The sequence below is a fragment of the Alcaligenes sp. SDU_A2 genome (assembly GCF_038237375.1).
In the GTDB taxonomy this organism is placed as follows: domain Bacteria; phylum Pseudomonadota; class Gammaproteobacteria; order Burkholderiales; family Burkholderiaceae_B; genus Alcaligenes.
This window is the reverse complement of sequence record NZ_CP151273.1, coordinates 3,138,107-3,154,948: the sequence shown is the minus strand read 5'-3', so window position 1 is coordinate 3,154,948 and position 16,842 is coordinate 3,138,107. Positions and strand designations below refer to the sequence as shown.

12 protein-coding genes and 6 tRNA genes are annotated in these 16,842 nt (G+C 59.6%); 1 reads left to right on the top strand and 17 read right to left on the bottom strand.

Annotation, left to right across the window (positions count from 1 at the left end; genetic code table 11):
* Positions 1-115: 115 nt before the first annotated feature.
* The 7 genes from AADW57_RS14565 to AADW57_RS14535 form a co-directional block, all read right to left on the bottom strand.
* On the bottom strand, positions 116-544 hold the full coding sequence (locus AADW57_RS14565) for a hypothetical protein (protein WP_341667609.1): 429 nt from the start codon (positions 542-544) through the stop codon (positions 116-118).
* Between the two features lie 62 nt (positions 545-606).
* A tRNA-Asp gene (locus tag AADW57_RS14560) sits at positions 607-683 on the bottom strand.
* A gap of 23 nt (positions 684-706) precedes the next feature.
* Positions 707-782: transfer RNA gene (locus AADW57_RS14555), tRNA-Glu, on the bottom strand.
* A gap of 22 nt (positions 783-804) precedes the next feature.
* A tRNA-Ala gene (locus AADW57_RS14550) sits at positions 805-880 on the bottom strand.
* A 125-nt stretch (positions 881-1,005) separates the two neighbouring features.
* Positions 1,006-1,082, bottom strand: a tRNA-Asp gene (locus tag AADW57_RS14545).
* A gap of 23 nt (positions 1,083-1,105) precedes the next feature.
* Positions 1,106-1,181: transfer RNA gene (locus AADW57_RS14540), tRNA-Glu, on the bottom strand.
* A 22-nt stretch (positions 1,182-1,203) separates the two neighbouring features.
* Positions 1,204-1,279 (bottom strand) — tRNA-Ala (locus AADW57_RS14535).
* A gap of 512 nt (positions 1,280-1,791) precedes the next feature.
* On the opposite strand from AADW57_RS14535, the gene AADW57_RS14530 reads away from it, so the two are divergent.
* Positions 1,792-4,677, top strand: a complete 2,886-nt coding sequence (locus AADW57_RS14530) for an EAL domain-containing protein (RefSeq protein ID WP_341667608.1) — start codon at positions 1,792-1,794, stop codon at positions 4,675-4,677.
* A gap of 75 nt (positions 4,678-4,752) precedes the next feature.
* On the opposite strand, the gene lnt is transcribed toward AADW57_RS14530, so the two are convergent.
* From lnt to queA, 10 genes are all read right to left on the bottom strand, one after another.
* Positions 4,753-6,396 carry an apolipoprotein N-acyltransferase gene (gene lnt, locus AADW57_RS14525; protein WP_341667607.1) on the bottom strand — a complete coding sequence of 548 codons (1,644 nt, stop codon included), beginning with the start codon at positions 6,394-6,396 and terminating at the stop codon, positions 4,753-4,755.
* Positions 6,383-7,270, bottom strand: a complete 888-nt coding sequence (locus AADW57_RS14520; RefSeq protein ID WP_341667606.1) for an HlyC/CorC family transporter — start codon at positions 7,268-7,270, stop codon at positions 6,383-6,385. The genes lnt and AADW57_RS14520 overlap by 14 nt, the downstream gene beginning before the upstream one ends.
* A gap of 83 nt (positions 7,271-7,353) precedes the next feature.
* Complete coding sequence (gene ybeY / locus AADW57_RS14515) at positions 7,354-7,830, bottom strand: rRNA maturation RNase YbeY (protein ID WP_341667605.1); 477 nt, start codon at positions 7,828-7,830, stop codon at positions 7,354-7,356.
* Positions 7,823-8,827 (bottom strand): PhoH family protein, encoded by a 1,005-nt coding sequence (locus tag AADW57_RS14510; RefSeq protein ID WP_341667604.1) that lies wholly within the window; start codon positions 8,825-8,827, stop codon positions 7,823-7,825. Before AADW57_RS14510 ends, ybeY begins: the two co-directional genes overlap by 8 nt.
* 1 nt (position 8,828) lies before the next feature.
* Positions 8,829-10,229: a tRNA (N6-isopentenyl adenosine(37)-C2)-methylthiotransferase MiaB gene (miaB, locus tag AADW57_RS14505; protein WP_341667603.1), complete on the bottom strand. Its 1,401-nt coding sequence runs from the start codon at positions 10,227-10,229 to the stop codon at positions 8,829-8,831.
* A gap of 966 nt (positions 10,230-11,195) precedes the next feature.
* Positions 11,196-12,134, bottom strand: coding sequence for a protein translocase subunit SecF (gene secF / locus AADW57_RS14500; RefSeq protein WP_341667602.1), 939 nt, complete (start codon positions 12,132-12,134; stop codon positions 11,196-11,198).
* A gap of 59 nt (positions 12,135-12,193) precedes the next feature.
* On the bottom strand, positions 12,194-14,056 hold the full coding sequence (gene secD / locus AADW57_RS14495; protein ID WP_341667601.1) for a protein translocase subunit SecD: 1,863 nt from the start codon (positions 14,054-14,056) through the stop codon (positions 12,194-12,196).
* Between the two features lie 60 nt (positions 14,057-14,116).
* On the bottom strand, positions 14,117-14,461 hold the full coding sequence (yajC, locus tag AADW57_RS14490; RefSeq protein WP_341667600.1) for a preprotein translocase subunit YajC: 345 nt from the start codon (positions 14,459-14,461) through the stop codon (positions 14,117-14,119).
* An 86-nt stretch (positions 14,462-14,547) separates the two neighbouring features.
* Complete coding sequence (tgt, locus tag AADW57_RS14485) at positions 14,548-15,684, bottom strand: tRNA guanosine(34) transglycosylase Tgt (protein ID WP_341667599.1); 1,137 nt, start codon at positions 15,682-15,684, stop codon at positions 14,548-14,550.
* Positions 15,681-16,745: a tRNA preQ1(34) S-adenosylmethionine ribosyltransferase-isomerase QueA gene (gene queA / locus AADW57_RS14480; protein ID WP_341667598.1), complete on the bottom strand. Its 1,065-nt coding sequence runs from the start codon at positions 16,743-16,745 to the stop codon at positions 15,681-15,683. Before queA ends, tgt begins: the two co-directional genes overlap by 4 nt.
* Positions 16,746-16,842: the final 97 nt, after the last annotated feature.

The window sequence follows — 16,842 nt, the reverse complement described above, 5'->3', positions numbered from 1 at the left end:
GTGTTTTTAATGGGGGCCTGGGTGGGCTTTGTGCATGTGGCTCCCTGTGCGCGGACTGTGTTGTGCTTGGCGAACAGGGGTGTTGCAGTGACGTGGGCGTCCGCGATGTGGCTTGTCAGAAGTCGGCACCGAGCGGGCAAATATCAGTGGCTGGTAGCCGTAGTGTGTTTTTTCCGCCCAGGACGTCATATACGCAGACTTTGGTCATGCCGTCTGGATAGTCGCTTTTCAGAAAGCCTTTGCCACGGCCCATGCCGGAATCACTGCCTTGTAATGTCAATGGACATAAGTCGGTGGCGTTGACGGTGTGTATGCGACCGTCACTGTATTTGCAGTGGCGCATCAAGCCGCGCGGGCCCATGTCCTGCTGCAGATTGATAGTCCAGGCCTGTGGGGTGCTGACTGGCAGTAAGATGGCGAACAAAGCGATGGCGAGTGTTTTGTAGGTCGTGGCGGGCAGCCCGGGTAGCGCATCTGTTGTGGCGGGGTGCCAAATGGATGCGGGATGTGCGCCAATGTAGTTCCTTGGCCGTCGAAAAGGCATCGAGGAACCTGTAGAAAAGAAAAAGCCCGACGATGCAAAATCGTCGGGCTTTTTGAATTTTTTGGCGGAGCGGACGGGGCTCGAACCCGCGACCCCCGGCGTGACAGGCCGGTATTCTAACCAACTGAACTACCGCTCCGCAGCGGTGCCAAGCAAAAGCTTTGGCGTCCCCTAGGGGATTCGAACCCCTGTACCCACCGTGAAAGGGTGGTGTCCTAGGCCTCTAGACGAAGGGGACAGGACTTTACAACAGTGTCATTTGGTGGAGGTAAGCGGGATCGAACCGCTGACCTCTTGCATGCCATGCAAGCGCTCTCCCAGCTGAGCTATACCCCCGTTTTGTTTGTTCAATCTGCGCATTGGATATGCCGATGCGTCGGTTTGATCAAACAAGTGTCAGGCTTGACGGGCCGTTCACTTTTTCCTGCTGAAACCAGTCTGGTGCTGATTTCGTAATTTTTTGGCGGAGCGGACGGGGCTCGAACCCGCGACCCCCGGCGTGACAGGCCGGTATTCTAACCAACTGAACTACCGCTCCGCAGCGGTGCCAAGCAAAAGCTTTGGCGTCCCCTAGGGGATTCGAACCCCTGTACCCACCGTGAAAGGGTGGTGTCCTAGGCCTCTAGACGAAGGGGACAGGACATACATTTTCTTCGTGTTGGTGGAGGTAAGCGGGATCGAACCGCTGACCTCTTGCATGCCATGCAAGCGCTCTCCCAGCTGAGCTATACCCCCATTTCGGTGTTCAACGTGTTGTCCACCAACGAAGAAATGAGATTATGAAGAGGTTTTTAGATTTGTGCAAGCCTTTTTCGACAAAAAGTTCAAAATCCGCAAAAAAACCGAATCTGGCTGATCCGCGTGCTGGGTGGCTGTGTTTTTGATCAGCGCTCAGGGCAAGCAGGGCACGGTGCTATCGTGGCCAGGTGAAGGGGGGCTTTGGCACGTGAAGCCTGTGTGAAATGCGTGTTTAACTTGGGCTATTGCATGGTGTGATCGTGTCCATATGTGTTTCTTCACATTGCAATTTATGATTTATTGATGAGCAGATTTTGCATCTTTCCATCCCGCTCCAGGAAACGGCTGATGCTTTATTTCAACGCCCAGCGCTTAGTATTATGCGCTTCTTGATAAATCTCGCGGATGCAGAATCTATTAATGGTATGCTTCAACGAGTAACATTTCACCTGCAATAATTACGTTTTGTAGGCTGCCCCAAGAGCCTGCAGCTTTTATTTATTGGCGCCATGTCAGCTAAGCAGTGCACTACTTCGTCCATGCCTGTCCCGGCCGATGCCCAAAGACGAATCAGTCTGGGCGCTTTGCTGATCTGGGTTCTGTCAGTCTGGCTGTTGCTGGTTTCGGCAACCGTTACTGTTATTTACAAGCAAAATCAGGCCAAAGCTCAGTTACAGGCGGGGAGCGCCTTGCTGAGTCAGTTGTCCGACATCAGCTATTCGGTGGCATTGGCGGCTCCTGATAGTGCGTCGCCTGCCCGGCTTAGGCGACTGGATCAGCAGTTTCAGCGTGTGGTGCAGTTGCTCAATGAAGGTGGGATGGTTGATGGCGTGCGTTTGCGTCCCTTGGACAAACCCTTGTTGGGTCTTGTGGGGCAGATAGCGAACGAATGGCAGCGCCGTTTATCCAGGCTGGATTTTCCTGTGACGCCGGAGCAGGTTCTTTTGCCGGCGGCCACACTGGGTGCCGAAGACTCGTTGTTCAGACACAATACCCAGCAGTTGCTCGACTCGTTTGAGTCCCGACGCCTGAGCACGCAAGCCAAGCATCGCTGGACCGTCGCCGGGTTGCTTGGCTTGAACCTGCTTGTATTGATGGGCTCGTATTTCATGTTCCGCACCTGGGCCGCGCAACCCTTGGATCAACTGTCCGCTCAGGCGGGAGCTTTTCTGCGGGGTAATTATCGAGCAAAAAGTTCAGCCGAAGGCACCAGCGAGATCAGCTTCTTGTCGCGAGTGCTGAATTTTTGCGGTTTGCGTATTCAGCAATTGGATGCGCAGCTTTCCATACAGAAACGCAGCCTGGCCCAGGTTAATGCAGCTTGTCGCAGCCTGACCCATAATCCTTTGCTGGGTGTTTACATATCCAGCGAAGGTCGTTTTGATTTCGTCAACAAGAAGCTGGCCGATACATTGGGGTATTCGCGTTCGTACATGCGTCAGCAATTGACCTTGGCGGATGTGTTTCTGGAACCGCGTTTTCCGTCGTTGTCCGAGGTCGTGCCCGAACGCCATCTGGGTGCCAACAGCGTGCGCTACGAAACCCGCGCGGTGCGTCATGACGGTAAAAGTATTGATGTGGAAGTGTGCGAAGTGCCTATCCGTCTGGAAGGGCGCATCACAACGGTGGCAGTGGTTCAAGACATCACGATGCGCGTGCGCAACGAGGTTACCGGGCGGCTGGCCGCTGTGGTCTACGACAATACGTGCGAAGCCATTGTGGTTACCGACCGTTTCGGCCATGTGGTCGATGCCAACCCGGCCTTCAGCCGCATTACGGGCTACGCCCTGGATGAGGTGCGTGGCCGCACTTTGGCGATCCTTAGCTCCGGCCGTCAGGATAGCGAATTTTATCGTTTGATGTGGCTGGAGATCATCGAAACCGGCCGCTGGCAGGGCGATATCTGGAACCGGCGCAAGAATGGCGAGGAATACGCCGAGCGCTTGACCATCAGCACGGCCTGGAATCCGGATGGCACGGTCTACCGGCATATTGGTTTGTTTACGGACATCACCAGTCACAAAAAGCGCGAAGCGCAGATGTGGCGGCAGGCCCATTACGACCATCTGACCGGCCTGCCCAACCGCCAGATGTTTCAGGATCGGCTGCAACAAGCTATGGAACAGTCCCGGCGTACCGGCCTGCCGTTCGCGCTGGTGTTCATGGACTTGGATTTCTTTAAGGACGTCAACGATTCTCTGGGGCACGAAAAGGGCGATGTGTTGTTGCAAGAGGTCGCCCGTCGTTTGCAACAATGCGTGCGTGCCACTGATACGGTAGCGCGCATCGGCGGTGACGAATTCACGGTAATCATCTCCGATATCAGCGATCCGGCGATTGTCGAGCGCATTTGTCGTTGCATGCTCGATACCATCGAGGAGCCTTTCCAGCTGGACAATAATTCCGTATCGGTTTCGGCCAGTATTGGAATTACCGTCTATCCCGAAGATGGTGATGATGCCGGCGAACTGCTAAAAAATGCCGATATGGCCATGTATGCGGCCAAGGCCTGTGGGCGTAATCAATATTGCCGCTTTTTGCCTGCTATGGGCGAAGCCGTACAAGCGCGCCTGCGCTTTTCGCAGGATTTGCAGAACGCGCTGCACGAGCAGCAGTTCCGCCTGTATTACCAGCCAATTCTGGATATGGAAACCGGGCAGGTGCTGCGCGCCGAAGCGTTGATTCGCTGGGAGCATCCACAGCTTGGTCTGGTGCCGCCATCGGAGTTCATTCCGTTTTCCGAAGATTCGGGGCTGATTGTTGCTATTGGCGAGTGGGTGTTTGAAACCGCTGCCCAGGCCGTCATGCGTTTGCGTCAGGAGCTGGACCCGTCTTTCCGTATCAGCCTGAATGTGTCCCCGGCCCAGTTCAAGCTAAACGGCTCGTGCGCCCAGGACTGGGTCGAGCACTTGCAAGGCGAGGGCATACCTGGCGAAGCCTTGGTGGTGGAAATTACCGAACGCTTGTTGCTCGACGGGCAGGATCAAGCTTTGCAGCAGCTGCGTCTGTTGCGGGAGTACGGCATGGGCGTGGCCCTGGATGATTTTGGTACGGGGTATTCGTCCTTGTCGCATCTGAAGCGCTTCTCCATCAATGTGCTCAAGATCGACCAGTGTTATATCCGTAACTTGTCGCAAGGCAGCGAGGATCTGGTGCTGACTCAGGCCATGATTGTGATGGCGCAGAAGCTGGGCTTGCGGGTAGTGGCCGAAGGTGTGACTACGTACGAGCAGGTCGAGCTGCTGCATCAAGCCGGTTGCGATTACATGCAGGGTTATTTGTGCTCGCCGCCGATTCCGGCTGCAGACTTTGCCCAGTGGTGCAAGGATTGGAATCGCGATCAGGCCGCGGATTTTGTCCGCCAGCGGCAACCTCGGATCGAGCAGTCGGCCTGATTTTTGGGTGGCGAAACAGCGTGATCTTGCCGGTTGTGGCTCCCGCCTTTACAGGCGGGGCAGTCCGGCGTCGGGTCAGGCAGTGGGTTCTGGGCGGTGATGCGAGTTGCGCCGGCTATGCCAAAGTAATAGAGCCAGAATAATAAGCGACCAGATCAGCACGGGCAGATTGCCCAGGCGCACATAGGGGGTCAGCCCTTGGGTGCCTTGGACCTCGACGTCCAGAACCCCCGGTTTCAAGGCAGGCAGCGCGGCGCGTATGCGACCGTTAGGATCGATGGCTGCCGTCATGCCGGTATTGGTGGCGCGCAGCATGGGGCGTCCGGTTTCCAGGGCGCGCATGCGAGATATCTGCAAGTGCTGGCTAAGCGCCCAAGAGTCGCCGAACCAGCCCAGATTGCTCAGGTTCAGAAGCAGGCTGGCACCAGGGGCTTGGGCTGTGCCGCGTACCGATTGCAGGATTTCTTCGCCAAATACGTCTTCGTAGCAGATATTGGGAGCCACCCGATTATTGCCCAGTACAAACGGTGCCTGGGGTAGGGCACCACGATGAAAATCGCCCAGCGGGATTTGCATCATGTCCACAAACCAGCGAAAGCCGGTTGGGATGAATTCGCCGAAGGGCACCAGATGATGCTTGTCGTAAAAGGACGCCGCGCTTACCGGGATATCTTGGGGGCGGGTATCCGGGCGAATCAGCAAGGCGCTGTTGGTGTACTGAACGCCGCCCTGGGACTGGCTGCGGTCCATCGGTACGCCCAGAATTACATCGGCCTGATGGCGCTTGGCCAGCTCGGTCCAGTCCTGCCAGAATTCGGGTGCCAGGCGGCTTTGCAGGACGGGAATGACGGTTTCGGGCAACACGATCAGGCGGGGAGCGTCTTTTGGCGACTTCGCAGGCAGGTCAGCCAGCTCGTAGTAGCGTCGTATGCCTTGGTCCATTGACGGTCCGAACTTGTCGGCTTGATCCACATTGCCCTGGACCAGACGGACAATGAAGGGGGTACCGTCAGCCTGAACCCAGGCAATATGCGGCAAACCGATGCCTATAAGCCCGAGCAACAAAGCAGCACCGATGCCGGCAGCGCTGGAGGGGTTCTGGTTTTTGTCTTTGGAGGCGGTGAACTGGGCGATGGCGGCAGCGCTGAAGGCCGACATCCAGGCCAGGCCGTAGACGCCGACGACAGGAGCCCAGCCGGCGAACATGCCTTCGGCGTGGGCGTACCCTATGTTGAGCCAGGGAAAGCCGGTAAACAAAGTGCCGCGCAGCCATTCCGCCAAGGTCCAGCAACTGGCCCAGGCGGCCGCTAGCAGCAGGCGGGCGGGCCAGGCATCCGGGTTCAGGTTGTGGCGCAGTCTTTGCCATAGCGCCGCCGCTGCACCCAGGAATACGGCAAGGGCGGCCGCCAGCAGCAGTACGGCCAGGCCTGCCAGCAAGGCGGGCATACCGCCGTACTGGTGCATGCTGATATATAGCCAATAGACACCAACCCCGAAGTGTCCCAGACCAAACAGCCAGGCGCGTCCGAATGCCTGGCGCATTGTGCGTGCCGCCATGATTTGCGAACTGGCCATGGCCAGCAAGGCGATCTGGTAAAACGGCAAAGTCCAGGCTGGGAGCGGGCCTATCGAAAAGGACAAGGCATGCAGGCCGCCCAGCACCAGCAGCAGGGTTACGCGCAAGGATTGGGGCAGAGCCTGGGAATCAGTCGTGTGCAAGATCGGACTCGGCGGGGGCAGGAGCGGCGCGTTGGACGTGCAGCCACAAAGCCCGCTTGGCATCGGCGCGCACGACGGTGATGCTGATGTTGTCCAGTTGAGCGACATCGCCCCGACGGGGGATGTGGCCCAGTTCGGACGCCAACCAGCCACCGACGGTGTCGAAGTCGTCGTTGGGCAAAGCGGTGTTGAAGGCCTCGTTGAAGTCGGGGATTTCGGTCAGTGCCATGACCCGCCAACTGTCGGGGCTGGCCTGAAAGATGGTCTGTTCGGCATCTTCGTCGTACTCGTCTTCGATGTCGCCCACGATCTGTTCCAGCACATCTTCCATAGTGACCAGGCCGGCGGTGCCGCCGTGTTCGTCGATAACGATGGCAATATGATTGCGGCTGCCGCGAAACTCGTGCAGCAGCACATTCAGGCGTTTGGTTTCCGGGATGAAGACGGCCGGACGGATCAAGGGTCGCAGATCGATGGCCGGATTGGCAATCGACAGCAGCAGGTCTTTGGCCAGCAGGATGCCGATGATGTTGTCGCGTTCGTTTTCGTAGATGGGGAAACGGCTGTGGCCGGTTTCGATGATGACGGGCAACAGTTCGGCCAGGGGCTTGGCGATGTCCAGCATATCGATCTTGGAGCGCGGCACCATGATATCCGCGACGGTCTTGCTGGCCATGTCCAGCGTGCCGGCGATCATGGCGAGAGATTCGTCGTCGATGATCTGGCGTTCGTGAGCCGAAACGAGCACAGCCTTGAGCTCTTCGCGGTCTTCGGGCGCACTGCGTCGGTTAAAGAACGCGCTCAGGCGGGAGATGGGGCTGTTAGAACCGGACTTGGATGAGCGCGGTTCAGGGTCGGGGGCAGAGTCTGACATTGTCCGAAGGACGAGTTGATCGAAAAGTTAGCATAACCGAAAAACGGGTCCGGAGTACGAGCGAGCGCGCCGTCCACGCTTGGTCAGCGCTCCTGGTAGGGGTCGGGAATGCGCAAACGGGCCAGTACGGTTGTTTCCAGTGCTTCCATGTCCAGGGCGTCCTGCTCGTCGATGTGGTCGTAGCCCAGCGAGTGCAATGTGCCGTGGACCACGAGGTGGGCGGCATGATGCAGCAGGGGCTTTTCCTGCTCCGCAGCTTCGCGCTCGAGCACGGGCAGGCACAACACGATATCGCCGTGCACGATGCCTTCGGGGTCTTGGCCATATTCAAAAGTCAGGACATTGGTGGCGTAGTCTTTGTCGCGATAGCCCTGGTTCAGGCTGCGCCCTTCTTCGGCATCCACGATGCGCAGCGTGACCGACAGGCCGCTGAAGCGGTCATCGGGGTGGGTGCGTTCCCATGCCTGGTCCAGGGCGCACTGTACCCAGCGCCGCAGGCGCGGGCGGGTCAGCTCGGGGCAGGATGTGGCGTATTGGACGCTTAGGGACAGGTCAGGCATCGCCGGCATTCTCGTAGGCGTCCACGATGCGGGCCACCAGAGGGTGGCGCACCACATCGCGGCTGGTAAATTGTGTGGAGGCGATGCCCTGGACATCCTTCAGGACTGTGGCGGCGTGGTTCAGGCCGCTGCGTTGTCCTTTGGGCAAGTCTACCTGGGAGGGGTCGCCGGTAATGACGGCCTTGCTGCCAAAGCCGATGCGCGTCAGAAACATCTTCATCTGCTCGGGCGTGGTGTTCTGTGCTTCGTCCAGAATCACGAAGGCATGGTTTAACGTGCGGCCGCGCATATAGGCCAGGGGCGCGATTTCGATGGTTTGCTTTTCAAACAGTCGTTGCACTTTTTCCAGGCCCATCAAGTCGTACAGGGCGTCGTACAGCGGGCGCAGGTACGGATCTACTTTCTGGGCCAGATCGCCGGGTAAAAAGCCCAGGCGCTCGCCGGCTTCCACGGCCGGACGGGTCAGAATCAGGCGCTGGACCGATTCGCGCTCCAAGGCGTCGATGGCGCAGGCGACCGCCAGCCATGTCTTGCCGGTGCCGGCAGGGCCAATGCCGAAGGTGATATCGTGGTGCAGAATGTTGTGCAGGTAATCGCGCTGGCGCGGCGTGCGGGCACGCAGGTCGCGTTTGCTGGTGCGCAATTGGAAATCGTCCTGGCCCACGGGCGGCAGTTCGGGAACCGGCTCGGCTTGGGCGGTCTTGTCCTTGTGGTCGGGGCGGCGGTTGGCCCCCAGTTCCACCAGGCCAAGCTGGATGTCGTCGATATTCAGAGCCTGGTGCACGGCCCTGGAATGGAACCAGTCCACGGCTTTGGCTGCCTCGGCCGCGCGCTCCCCTTCGATCGAAACATGGCTGCCGCGCCGACGCAGAATCACGTCGTAGGCGATGGCGATCTGTTTCAGATTTTCGTCGAGCGGGCCACACAGATTGGCCAGATGGGTATTGTCGCCGTCCAGGCGGACGGCCGTGGGCAGACGGCGGTGTTTTGCGTTCATATCAGGAGCCTGCCACCACATCTTGCGTCAGCACTTGGCCACGCAGCGTGTTGGTCAGGGCCTGCGTAACGTGTACATCCACGATCTGGCCGATCAGGCGTTGGCTGCCGGGAAAATTGATAATGCGATTATTTTCGGTGCGGCCCATCAGTTCGGCATCGTCTTTGCGCGAGGTGCCTTCCACCAGGATACGTTGCACGCTGCCCACCATAGCCTGGCTGATGGCCTGGGCTTGCTCGTTGACCAGGGCTTGCAGGCGGTGCAGTCGATCCAGTTTCTCTTCTTTGGTGGTGGTGTCTTCCAGGTCGGCGGCTGGTGTGCCGGGACGGCGCGAATAGACGAAGGAAAAAGATTGGTCGAAGTTGACGTCGCGTATCAGTTTGAGTGTTTTCTGGAAGTCGTCCTCGGTCTCGCCGGGAAAGCCCACGATAAAGTCCGAGGACAGCACGATGCCGGGACGGGCTTCGCGCAGGCGGCGCACAATCGATTTGAATTCCAGCGAGGTATAGCCACGTTTCATGGCGGCCAGGATGCGGTCGCTGCCGGCCTGTACGGGCAGGTGCAAAAAGGGCACCAACTTGGGTAGCTTGCCGTGGGCTTCGATCAGGCGCGAGGTCATTTCCTTGGGATGCGACGTGGTATAGCGGATGCGCTCTATGCCTGGGATTTCGTGAACGTATTCGAGCAGCATGGCGAAGTCGGCGATTTCGCCGGCCACGCCTGTAGGGCCCCGGTAGGCGTTGACGTTCTGACCCAGCAGGGTCACTTCGCGCACGCCCTGGTCAGCCAGGTCCGCAATTTCCATGAGCACGTCGTCGAACGGGCGTGAGACTTCGGGGCCGCGCGTGTAGGGTACGACACAGAAGCTGCAGTATTTGCTGCAGCCTTCCATAATCGATACAAAAGCGGAGTAGCCTTCGACGCGGGCCGGGGGCAGGGCATCGAACTTTTCGATTTCCGGAAAGCTGATGTCCACCTGAGAGCGGCCGCTGTTGCGGCGTTTGACGATCAGTTCGGGCAGGCGGTGCAGAGTCTGCGGGCCAAATACCACGTCTACATAGGGAGCGCGGCGGATGATGGTATCGCCCTCCTGACTGGCAACGCAGCCCCCCACGCCGATCACCAGATCGGGGTTCAGGGCTTTCAGGTGCTGGACGCGGCCCAGGTCGGAAAAGACTTTTTCCTGTGCTTTTTCGCGCACCGAACAGGTGTTGAACAGGATGATGTCGGCTTCTTCCGGGTTGGTGGTCAGTTCCACCGGCCGATCCTGGTTCAGGATGTCGGCCATTTTTTCGGAATCGTACTCGTTCATCTGGCAACCGAAGGTGCGGATGAAGAGCTTGCGGGCAGGCTTGGCGGCGGCGTCCGCAGCGGCGGGCGTAGGCAGTGTGGTGTCGGTCATGGATGGGGCCGTGACGGGTGTATATCCCGGGGGCAGTTTGAAAATAAGTAATTTGTCATTATAGCGCCGGGTTTCAGGCTGCTGACAAACCCCGCTGTTAAACCCATGTCTGTTTGCTCAGCCCAAACACATGTTCGGATCGCAGGACGAACACATCCCTATGTAGTGTTCGTTCGTTGAGCGAAGCAGAAACGACATCGAAGAAGGTGAGTCCGGTGGCCCTGATTCGGCGGGCTGGGGCCTTCGCCCGCGCTGCGCGCCGGTTCCCTTGCCGGCTGGCCGGGACAGGCGCCCCGTTAACTCGCCGCGTGGTTCGTGCCGAACCACAAGCGCGCGTCTCAAACAGAACGGGGCTTGCCCCCTGTCCCGGCCAGCCGTCGGCGGCGAATGCCCTGACTCGCCCGCCGAATCAGGGCCACCGAACTCACCCTGGCAACGTGATGGTTTCAGGCCCAAGGCCCATCGACCAACCCTACCAGGCGGGAGCTCTCTCGGTCGCCCCTAGTCTTGCTATCCGTGAATCTCCCATAGACCAAGGGTTGAAATCTATGCCAACAGGGCTTCGAGCCGCTCAAGGCGCACGCTGAACGGGGCAGGCGGGTCGGATGGCTTGCCGCAGGCGGGGCGCGAGGACGGGAGGCACGTGTCGTGCTGTTTGACGGCGGCGCTTGTTGCTTGTCCGGCGGACAAGCGACCCGCCGGAGTTCACGACGCGCCCGGCCCCGCGAACCGACCAGGGCACCGGCGCGCAGCGCCGGCAAGCCGTCAGCCTGCCCCGTTCAGCGTGCGCCTTGAGTGGCGTCTATAGAAAACCGGTTCGGCAATGAACATCGGCAGCCGAACGTAATGCAAAAAAATGCCAGCCCACATTCAAGGGCTGGCAAGAGGATTTTACGCAAGGGTTTGTCAGCAGTCTGAAACCCGGCGTCAGAGCGCCGGGTTTTCTGAAAAGCGGGCAAGATCAGCCTAGCCTTCTACGACTTCGCCGCCTTCGTCTTTTTTGATGGGTTTGACCAGATCCTCGCGCTTGATGCCCAGCCACATGGAAATGGCAGCGGCCACAAAGACGGAGGAGTAGATGCCGAACCAGATGCCGATGGTCAGGGCCAGCGAGAAGTTGTGCAGTGTAGGACCGCCGAAAAAGAAGATCGACAGCACCATCATCTGGGTGGAACCGTGGGTAATGATCGTGCGGGAGATGTTCTGCGTGATGGACAGGTCGATGATTTCGGACACGGACATCTTGCGCTGCTTGCGGAAGTTCTCGCGGATACGGTCCATGACCACCACGGACTCGTTCACCGAGTAGCCCAGCACGGCCAGCACGCCGGCCAGCACAGACAGCGAGAACTCCCATTGGAAGAAGGCGAAAAAGCCCAGGATGATGACCACGTCGTGCAAGTTGGCGATGGCGCAGGCCAGGGCCAGCTTCCACTCAAAGCGGAATCCCAGATACAGAATGATGCCGGCGACCACGAAAGCCAGGGCCATCAGGCCGTTGTGCAGCAGTTCCTGGCCCACTTGCGGACCCACGAACTCCACGCGGCGCAGTTCGACATCGGCGTGTTGCTGCTTCAGGGCCTGCAGTACCTGTTCGCTTTGCTGGGCCGAATCTTTTCCTTCCTGTACGGGCAGGCGGATCATGATGTCTTGCGAGGTACCGAAGTTCTGGACCTGAAAATCGGTATAGCCCAGCGACTGGACGGAGCTGCGTACATCTTCGATCTGCACCGTTTGCTGGTAATGCACTTCCATGACCGTGCCGCCGGTGAACTCGATCGACAGGTGAAAGCCGCGCAGGACGATAAAGACCACGGCTGCGATGAAGGTCAGCAGACTGATCAGGTTCAGCACCAGCGCATGGCGCATGAACGGGATGCTGCGATGAATACGAAAAAATTCCATGATGCGTTATGCCTGTTGTTGGGCCAGTCCGGCGCGGGTGGCGCGCCGGCGCGGGCACATTACTTGTCCTGTGGTTTCCAGACCTGGCCGATGGAGATGCTCTGCAAGCGGCGCTTGTTGCCGTACCAGAGATTGACCAGGGCGCGCACGCCGACCACAGACGAGAACATGGAGGTCAGGATGCCGATGCAATGCACGACGGCAAAGCCACGGATCGGGCCGGAGCCGAACGCCAGCAGGGCGACCCCGACGATCAGGCTGGTCAGGTTCGAGTCGAAAATAGTGGCCCAGGCGCGGTCAAAGCCCAGATGGATGGCTTGCTGGGGCGATGCGCCGTTGCGCAGTTCTTCGCGGATGCGCTCGTTGATCAGCACGTTGGCGTCGATGGCCATGCCCAGGGTCAAGGCAATGGCGGCGATGCCCGGCAGGGTCAGGGTGGCCTGCAGCATGGACAGCACGGCCAACAGCAATAGCACGTTAAACGCCAGGCCTATGGTGGAGAACATGCCCATCAGGTGGTAATAGAGCATGATGAAGATGGCAATGGCGATAAAGCCGTACAACGTGGCGTCAAAGCCTTGGCGGATGTTGTCCGCGCCCAGGCTGGGGCCGATGGTGCGTTCTTCGATGATGCTCATGGGTGCGGCCAGCGAACCAGCGCGCAGCAGCAGGGAAATGTCGGCGGCTTCCTGGGCGTTCATGCTGCCGCTGATCTGGACCTGGCCGTTGGGAATTTCGCTGCGGATGACAGGCGCGGTGACCACTTCGCCCACGCCGTTCTCGAACAGCACAATGGCCATGCGCTTGTTGATATTGTTGCGGGTGACATCACGGAAGATGCGCGAGCCTTTGCTGTCCAGCGTCAGGTTGACCGTGGGCTGTTGGGTCTGCTGATCGCGGCCAGGTTGGGCATCTTGCAGGTTTTCGCCGGTCAGGATGACCTGGCGGCGCAGCAGCAAGGGCGAACCGCCGCGTTCGGTGTAGCGTTCCAGGCCGAAGGGCACTGTGCCCGAATTCAGGGCTGCGATGGCGGCGGGGGAGTCTTCCACCATGCGCAATTCCAGCGTGGCGGTGCGGCCCAGGATTTCCTTGGCCTTGGCCACGTCCTGCACGCCGGGCAATTGGACGACGATGCGGTCGGACCCTTGTTGCTGAATGATGGGTTCGGCCACGCCCAGTTCGTTGATCCGGTTGTGCAGGGTGGTGATGTTCTGGGTCAGGGCATTGTTCTGCACCTGGGTGACGGCGGTGTCGGACAGGCGGCCTACCAGTGCGTTCGAGCCGGAGTGGGTAAATGTCAGGTCGGGCATGCCACGGCGCAGTTCCAGCAGGGCGTCGTCGCGCTCCTGCTCGGAGGCAAAGGACAGGCGCAGGGACTGACCCTCGCGCTCGATGCCGCCGACGGGTGTTTTTGCTTCGCGCAGCACGCTGCGGGCGTCGGCCACCATGGAGTCATAGCGTGCGGTCAGGGCACCCTGCATGTCCACTTGCAACAGGAAGTGGACGCCGCCGCGCAGGTCCAGACCCAGGTACATGGGGTGTGCGCCCAGGGCCGTCAGCCAGGCAGGCGAGGCGGGCAGCAGATTCAGGGCGACGGTGTAGTCCGGCGTGGCGGCGTTCTTGTTGAGCTCGCGCTCGATCAAGTCCTTGGCCTTTAGCTGGGTGTCGGTGGATTCAAAACGGACGCGCGCAGTGGCGCTAGGGCCGTTTTGTTCAAAGTACGAACCCGTCGTGGGAATATTGTTGCGCTTGAGCAGCTCGTCGATCTGGCTCAGCAGGCTGGAGTCGACCCGTACAGTGGACTTGGCGCTGGAGACCTGGACGGCCGGGGATTCGCCAAAAAAATTGGGCAAGGTATAGAGCAGGCCGATCGCCAGTGCTACCAATACGATGAGATATTTCCAGATGGGGTAACGATTCATGGGGTATCTACGGCGGGTGCGGAAATGGCAACCCCGGACCGAGGTCCGGGGTCGGAGGCATTACAGCGACTTGATGGTGCCTTTGGGCAGCACGGTCGTTACGGCCACGCGTTGGACCAGAACTTCAACCGGCTTTTCAGCCAGGTTGGCGACTTCGATGGTCAGGTAGTTGTCGTTGACTTTGCTGACCTTGCCCAGCAGGCCGCCGGAGGTGATGACTTCGTCGCCTTTGGACAGGCCAGCCACCAGATTGCGGTGTTCTTTTTGGCGCTTCATCTGGGGACGGATCATCAGGAAATACAGCACGACGAACATCAGAATGATGGGCAGCATGCCCATCAGGGCGTTTTCGCCGCCGGCGGCTGCCTGGGCTGGAACGAGAGTCAAGATGTCGACTACGGACATGGAGGGCTCCTGATTACTTTTTGTGTGGGTTGTAAAAACTAACTCTGTATTGTAGCGGTAGATTGTGGCGGGAACTCAAACGGCTTTCAATCGATACCGCGCGCCCGGTCTGCATGAAATTGCGCGCGCCAGGCTTCAAAGCGTTGCTGTTCAATGGCTTCGCGCATTTCGGCCATGATCTGCAGATAAAAGTGCAGATTGTGAATTGTGTTCAGGCGCGAGCCGGTAATCTCGTTGGCGCGCTGCAGATGATGCAGATAGGCGCGCGAGAAATTCAGGCAGGTATGGCAGCGGCAGCTTTCGTCCAGCGGGCGGGTGTCCTCGCGATAGCGGGCGTTGCGGATCTTGATGTCGCCGTAGCGGGTGAACAGCCAGCCGTTGCGGGCGTTGCGGGTCGGCATGACGCAGTCGAACATGTCCACGCCCCGGCTGACGCCTTCGACCAGGTCTTCGGGGGTGCCGACGCCCATCAGATAGCGCGGTGCCTGCGCAGGCAGGTGCGGCGTGGTGTGCGCCAGTATGCGCATCATGTCTTCTTTGGGTTCGCCGACAGACAGGCCTCCGATCGCGTAGCCCTCGAACCCGATGTCGGTCAGGCCGGCCAAGGATTCGTCGCGCAGATCTTCGAACATGCCACCTTGCACAATGCCGAACAGTGCATTGGGGTTGTCCAGGCGTTTGAATTCGTCGCGCGAGCGGCGCGCCCAGCGCAGCGACATGCGCATGGACTTGGCCGCTTCCTCGTGGGTGGCGGGCCGGTCATCGATCAGGTAAGGGGTGCATTCGTCGAACACCATCGCGATGTCTGAGTTCAGCGAATACTGGATGCGCATGGATTCCTCGGGCGTCAGAAACAGGCGCTCGCCCGTGATCGGCGAGGCGAACTTGACACCTTCCTCGGTGATTTTGCGCATGCCTTTCAGGCTAAAGACCTGAAAGCCGCCCGAGTCGGTCAGGATGGGCTTGTCCCAGCCCATGAAACCGTGCAGTCCGCCGAAGCGGTCCAGCACTTGCGTGCCGGGACGCAGCCATAAATGAAAAGTGTTACCCAGAATGATCTGCGCGCCGTTGTCCTTGAGCTCGTGAGGCATCATGGCCTTGACGCTGCCATAGGTGCCGACTGGCATGAAGATGGGCGTTTGCACGACGCCGTGGTTCAGGGTGATCTGGCCGCGGCGCGCAGCGCCGTCGGTGGCCAGCAAGTCAAACTTCAGTCCGCTCATGGGGTGGGAGGCTCAATGAACATGGCATCGCCGTAGCTAAAGAAACGATACCGGGATTGGACGGCGTGCCGGTAGGCACGTTGTATGGGTTCCAGGCCGGCCAGCGCCGACACCAGCATCAGCAGGGTGGACTGGGGCAGGTGGAAATTGGTGATCAGGGCATCGACCCACTGATACTGATAACCGGGGGTGATGAACAGCCGGGTATCGCCTTCGATGCTGCCGTCCGGGCATACCTGACCATTGCTTTCCTGGGGCCGCGCCGCCGATTCCAGCGAACGCACGCTGGTCGTGCCCACGGCGATGATGCGCCCGCCAGCGGCGCGAGTGGCTTGGATCTTGGCCAATGTTTCGGCTGGGACGCGATAGCGCTCGGCGTGCATGACATGTTCGCTGATCTTGTCCACCCGCACAGGCTGGAAGGTGCCCGCGCCGACGTGCAGGGTAACGAAGGCCTGATCCACGCCTTGTTCGCGCAATAGCGCCAGCATATCGTCGGTAAAGTGCAGGCCTGCGGTGGGCGCGGCCACGGCACCGGGGTGGCGCGCATAGACGGTCTGGTAGCGGGACTCGTCGTGTTCGTCCGCTGCATGGCTGATATAAGGCGGCAGGGGTGTGGCACCATAGTGTTCCAGCATGTCCAGCACAGGCTTGTGAAAGCGCAGGGCGAACAGGGCACCGTCGCGTCCGGTGCAATCGGCCAGCACGCGGCCTTCGGCCAGTTCCAGCAGGTTGCCCGGTTTGGGCGATTTGCTGGCGCGGATGTGAGCCAGCGCCGTGTCCGGGCCGGTCACGCGCTCGATCAGTACTTCGACCTTGCCGCCGCTGCTTTTCTGGCCATGTAGGCGCGCTTTGATGACGCGTGTATCGTTAAATACCAGCAGATCGCCGCGCCGCAGCAGGCCGGGCAGGTCGGTAAAATGCAGATCGTGCAGTTGGCTGGCCGGGTCCAGGTGCAGCAGTCGGCTGTCCTGGCGCTGGGCCGCCGGGCTTTGGGCGATCAGTTCGGACGGCAGTTCGTAGTCGAACTGGGAAATATCAAGAGAAGGGTCAATGCTCATGGTGTGGGGTAAAGGCCCGGGCGCGGAAGGCTGGACCCGGTAAGCTAAGCCGATCATTTTAACGCTTTGTCCCTGGTTTACCGAAGTCGCCGTTTCG

Excerpts from the sequence above, each read along its gene's own strand:
- ybeY (WP_341667605.1), bottom strand. The coding sequence starts at position 7,830 with ATGCCTGACCTGTCCCTAAGCGTCCAATACGCCACATCCTGCCCCGAG.
- yajC (WP_341667600.1), bottom strand. The coding sequence starts at position 14,461 with ATGTCCGTAGTCGACATCTTGACTCTCGTTCCAGCCCAGGCAGCCGCC.
- miaB (WP_341667603.1), bottom strand. The coding sequence starts at position 10,229 with ATGACCGACACCACACTGCCTACGCCCGCCGCTGCGGACGCCGCCGCC.
- AADW57_RS14510 (WP_341667604.1), bottom strand. The coding sequence starts at position 8,827 with ATGAACGCAAAACACCGCCGTCTGCCCACGGCCGTCCGCCTGGACGGC.
- secD (WP_341667601.1), bottom strand. The coding sequence starts at position 14,056 with ATGAATCGTTACCCCATCTGGAAATATCTCATCGTATTGGTAGCACTG.
- queA (WP_341667598.1), bottom strand. The coding sequence starts at position 16,745 with ATGAGCATTGACCCTTCTCTTGATATTTCCCAGTTCGACTACGAACTG.
- AADW57_RS14530 (WP_341667608.1), top strand. The coding sequence starts at position 1,792 with ATGTCAGCTAAGCAGTGCACTACTTCGTCCATGCCTGTCCCGGCCGAT.
- secF (WP_341667602.1), bottom strand. The coding sequence starts at position 12,134 with ATGGAATTTTTTCGTATTCATCGCAGCATCCCGTTCATGCGCCATGCG.
- AADW57_RS14520 (WP_341667606.1), bottom strand. The coding sequence starts at position 7,270 with ATGTCAGACTCTGCCCCCGACCCTGAACCGCGCTCATCCAAGTCCGGT.
- tgt (WP_341667599.1), bottom strand. The coding sequence starts at position 15,684 with ATGAGCGGACTGAAGTTTGACTTGCTGGCCACCGACGGCGCTGCGCGC.
- AADW57_RS14565 (WP_341667609.1), bottom strand. The coding sequence starts at position 544 with ATGCCTTTTCGACGGCCAAGGAACTACATTGGCGCACATCCCGCATCC.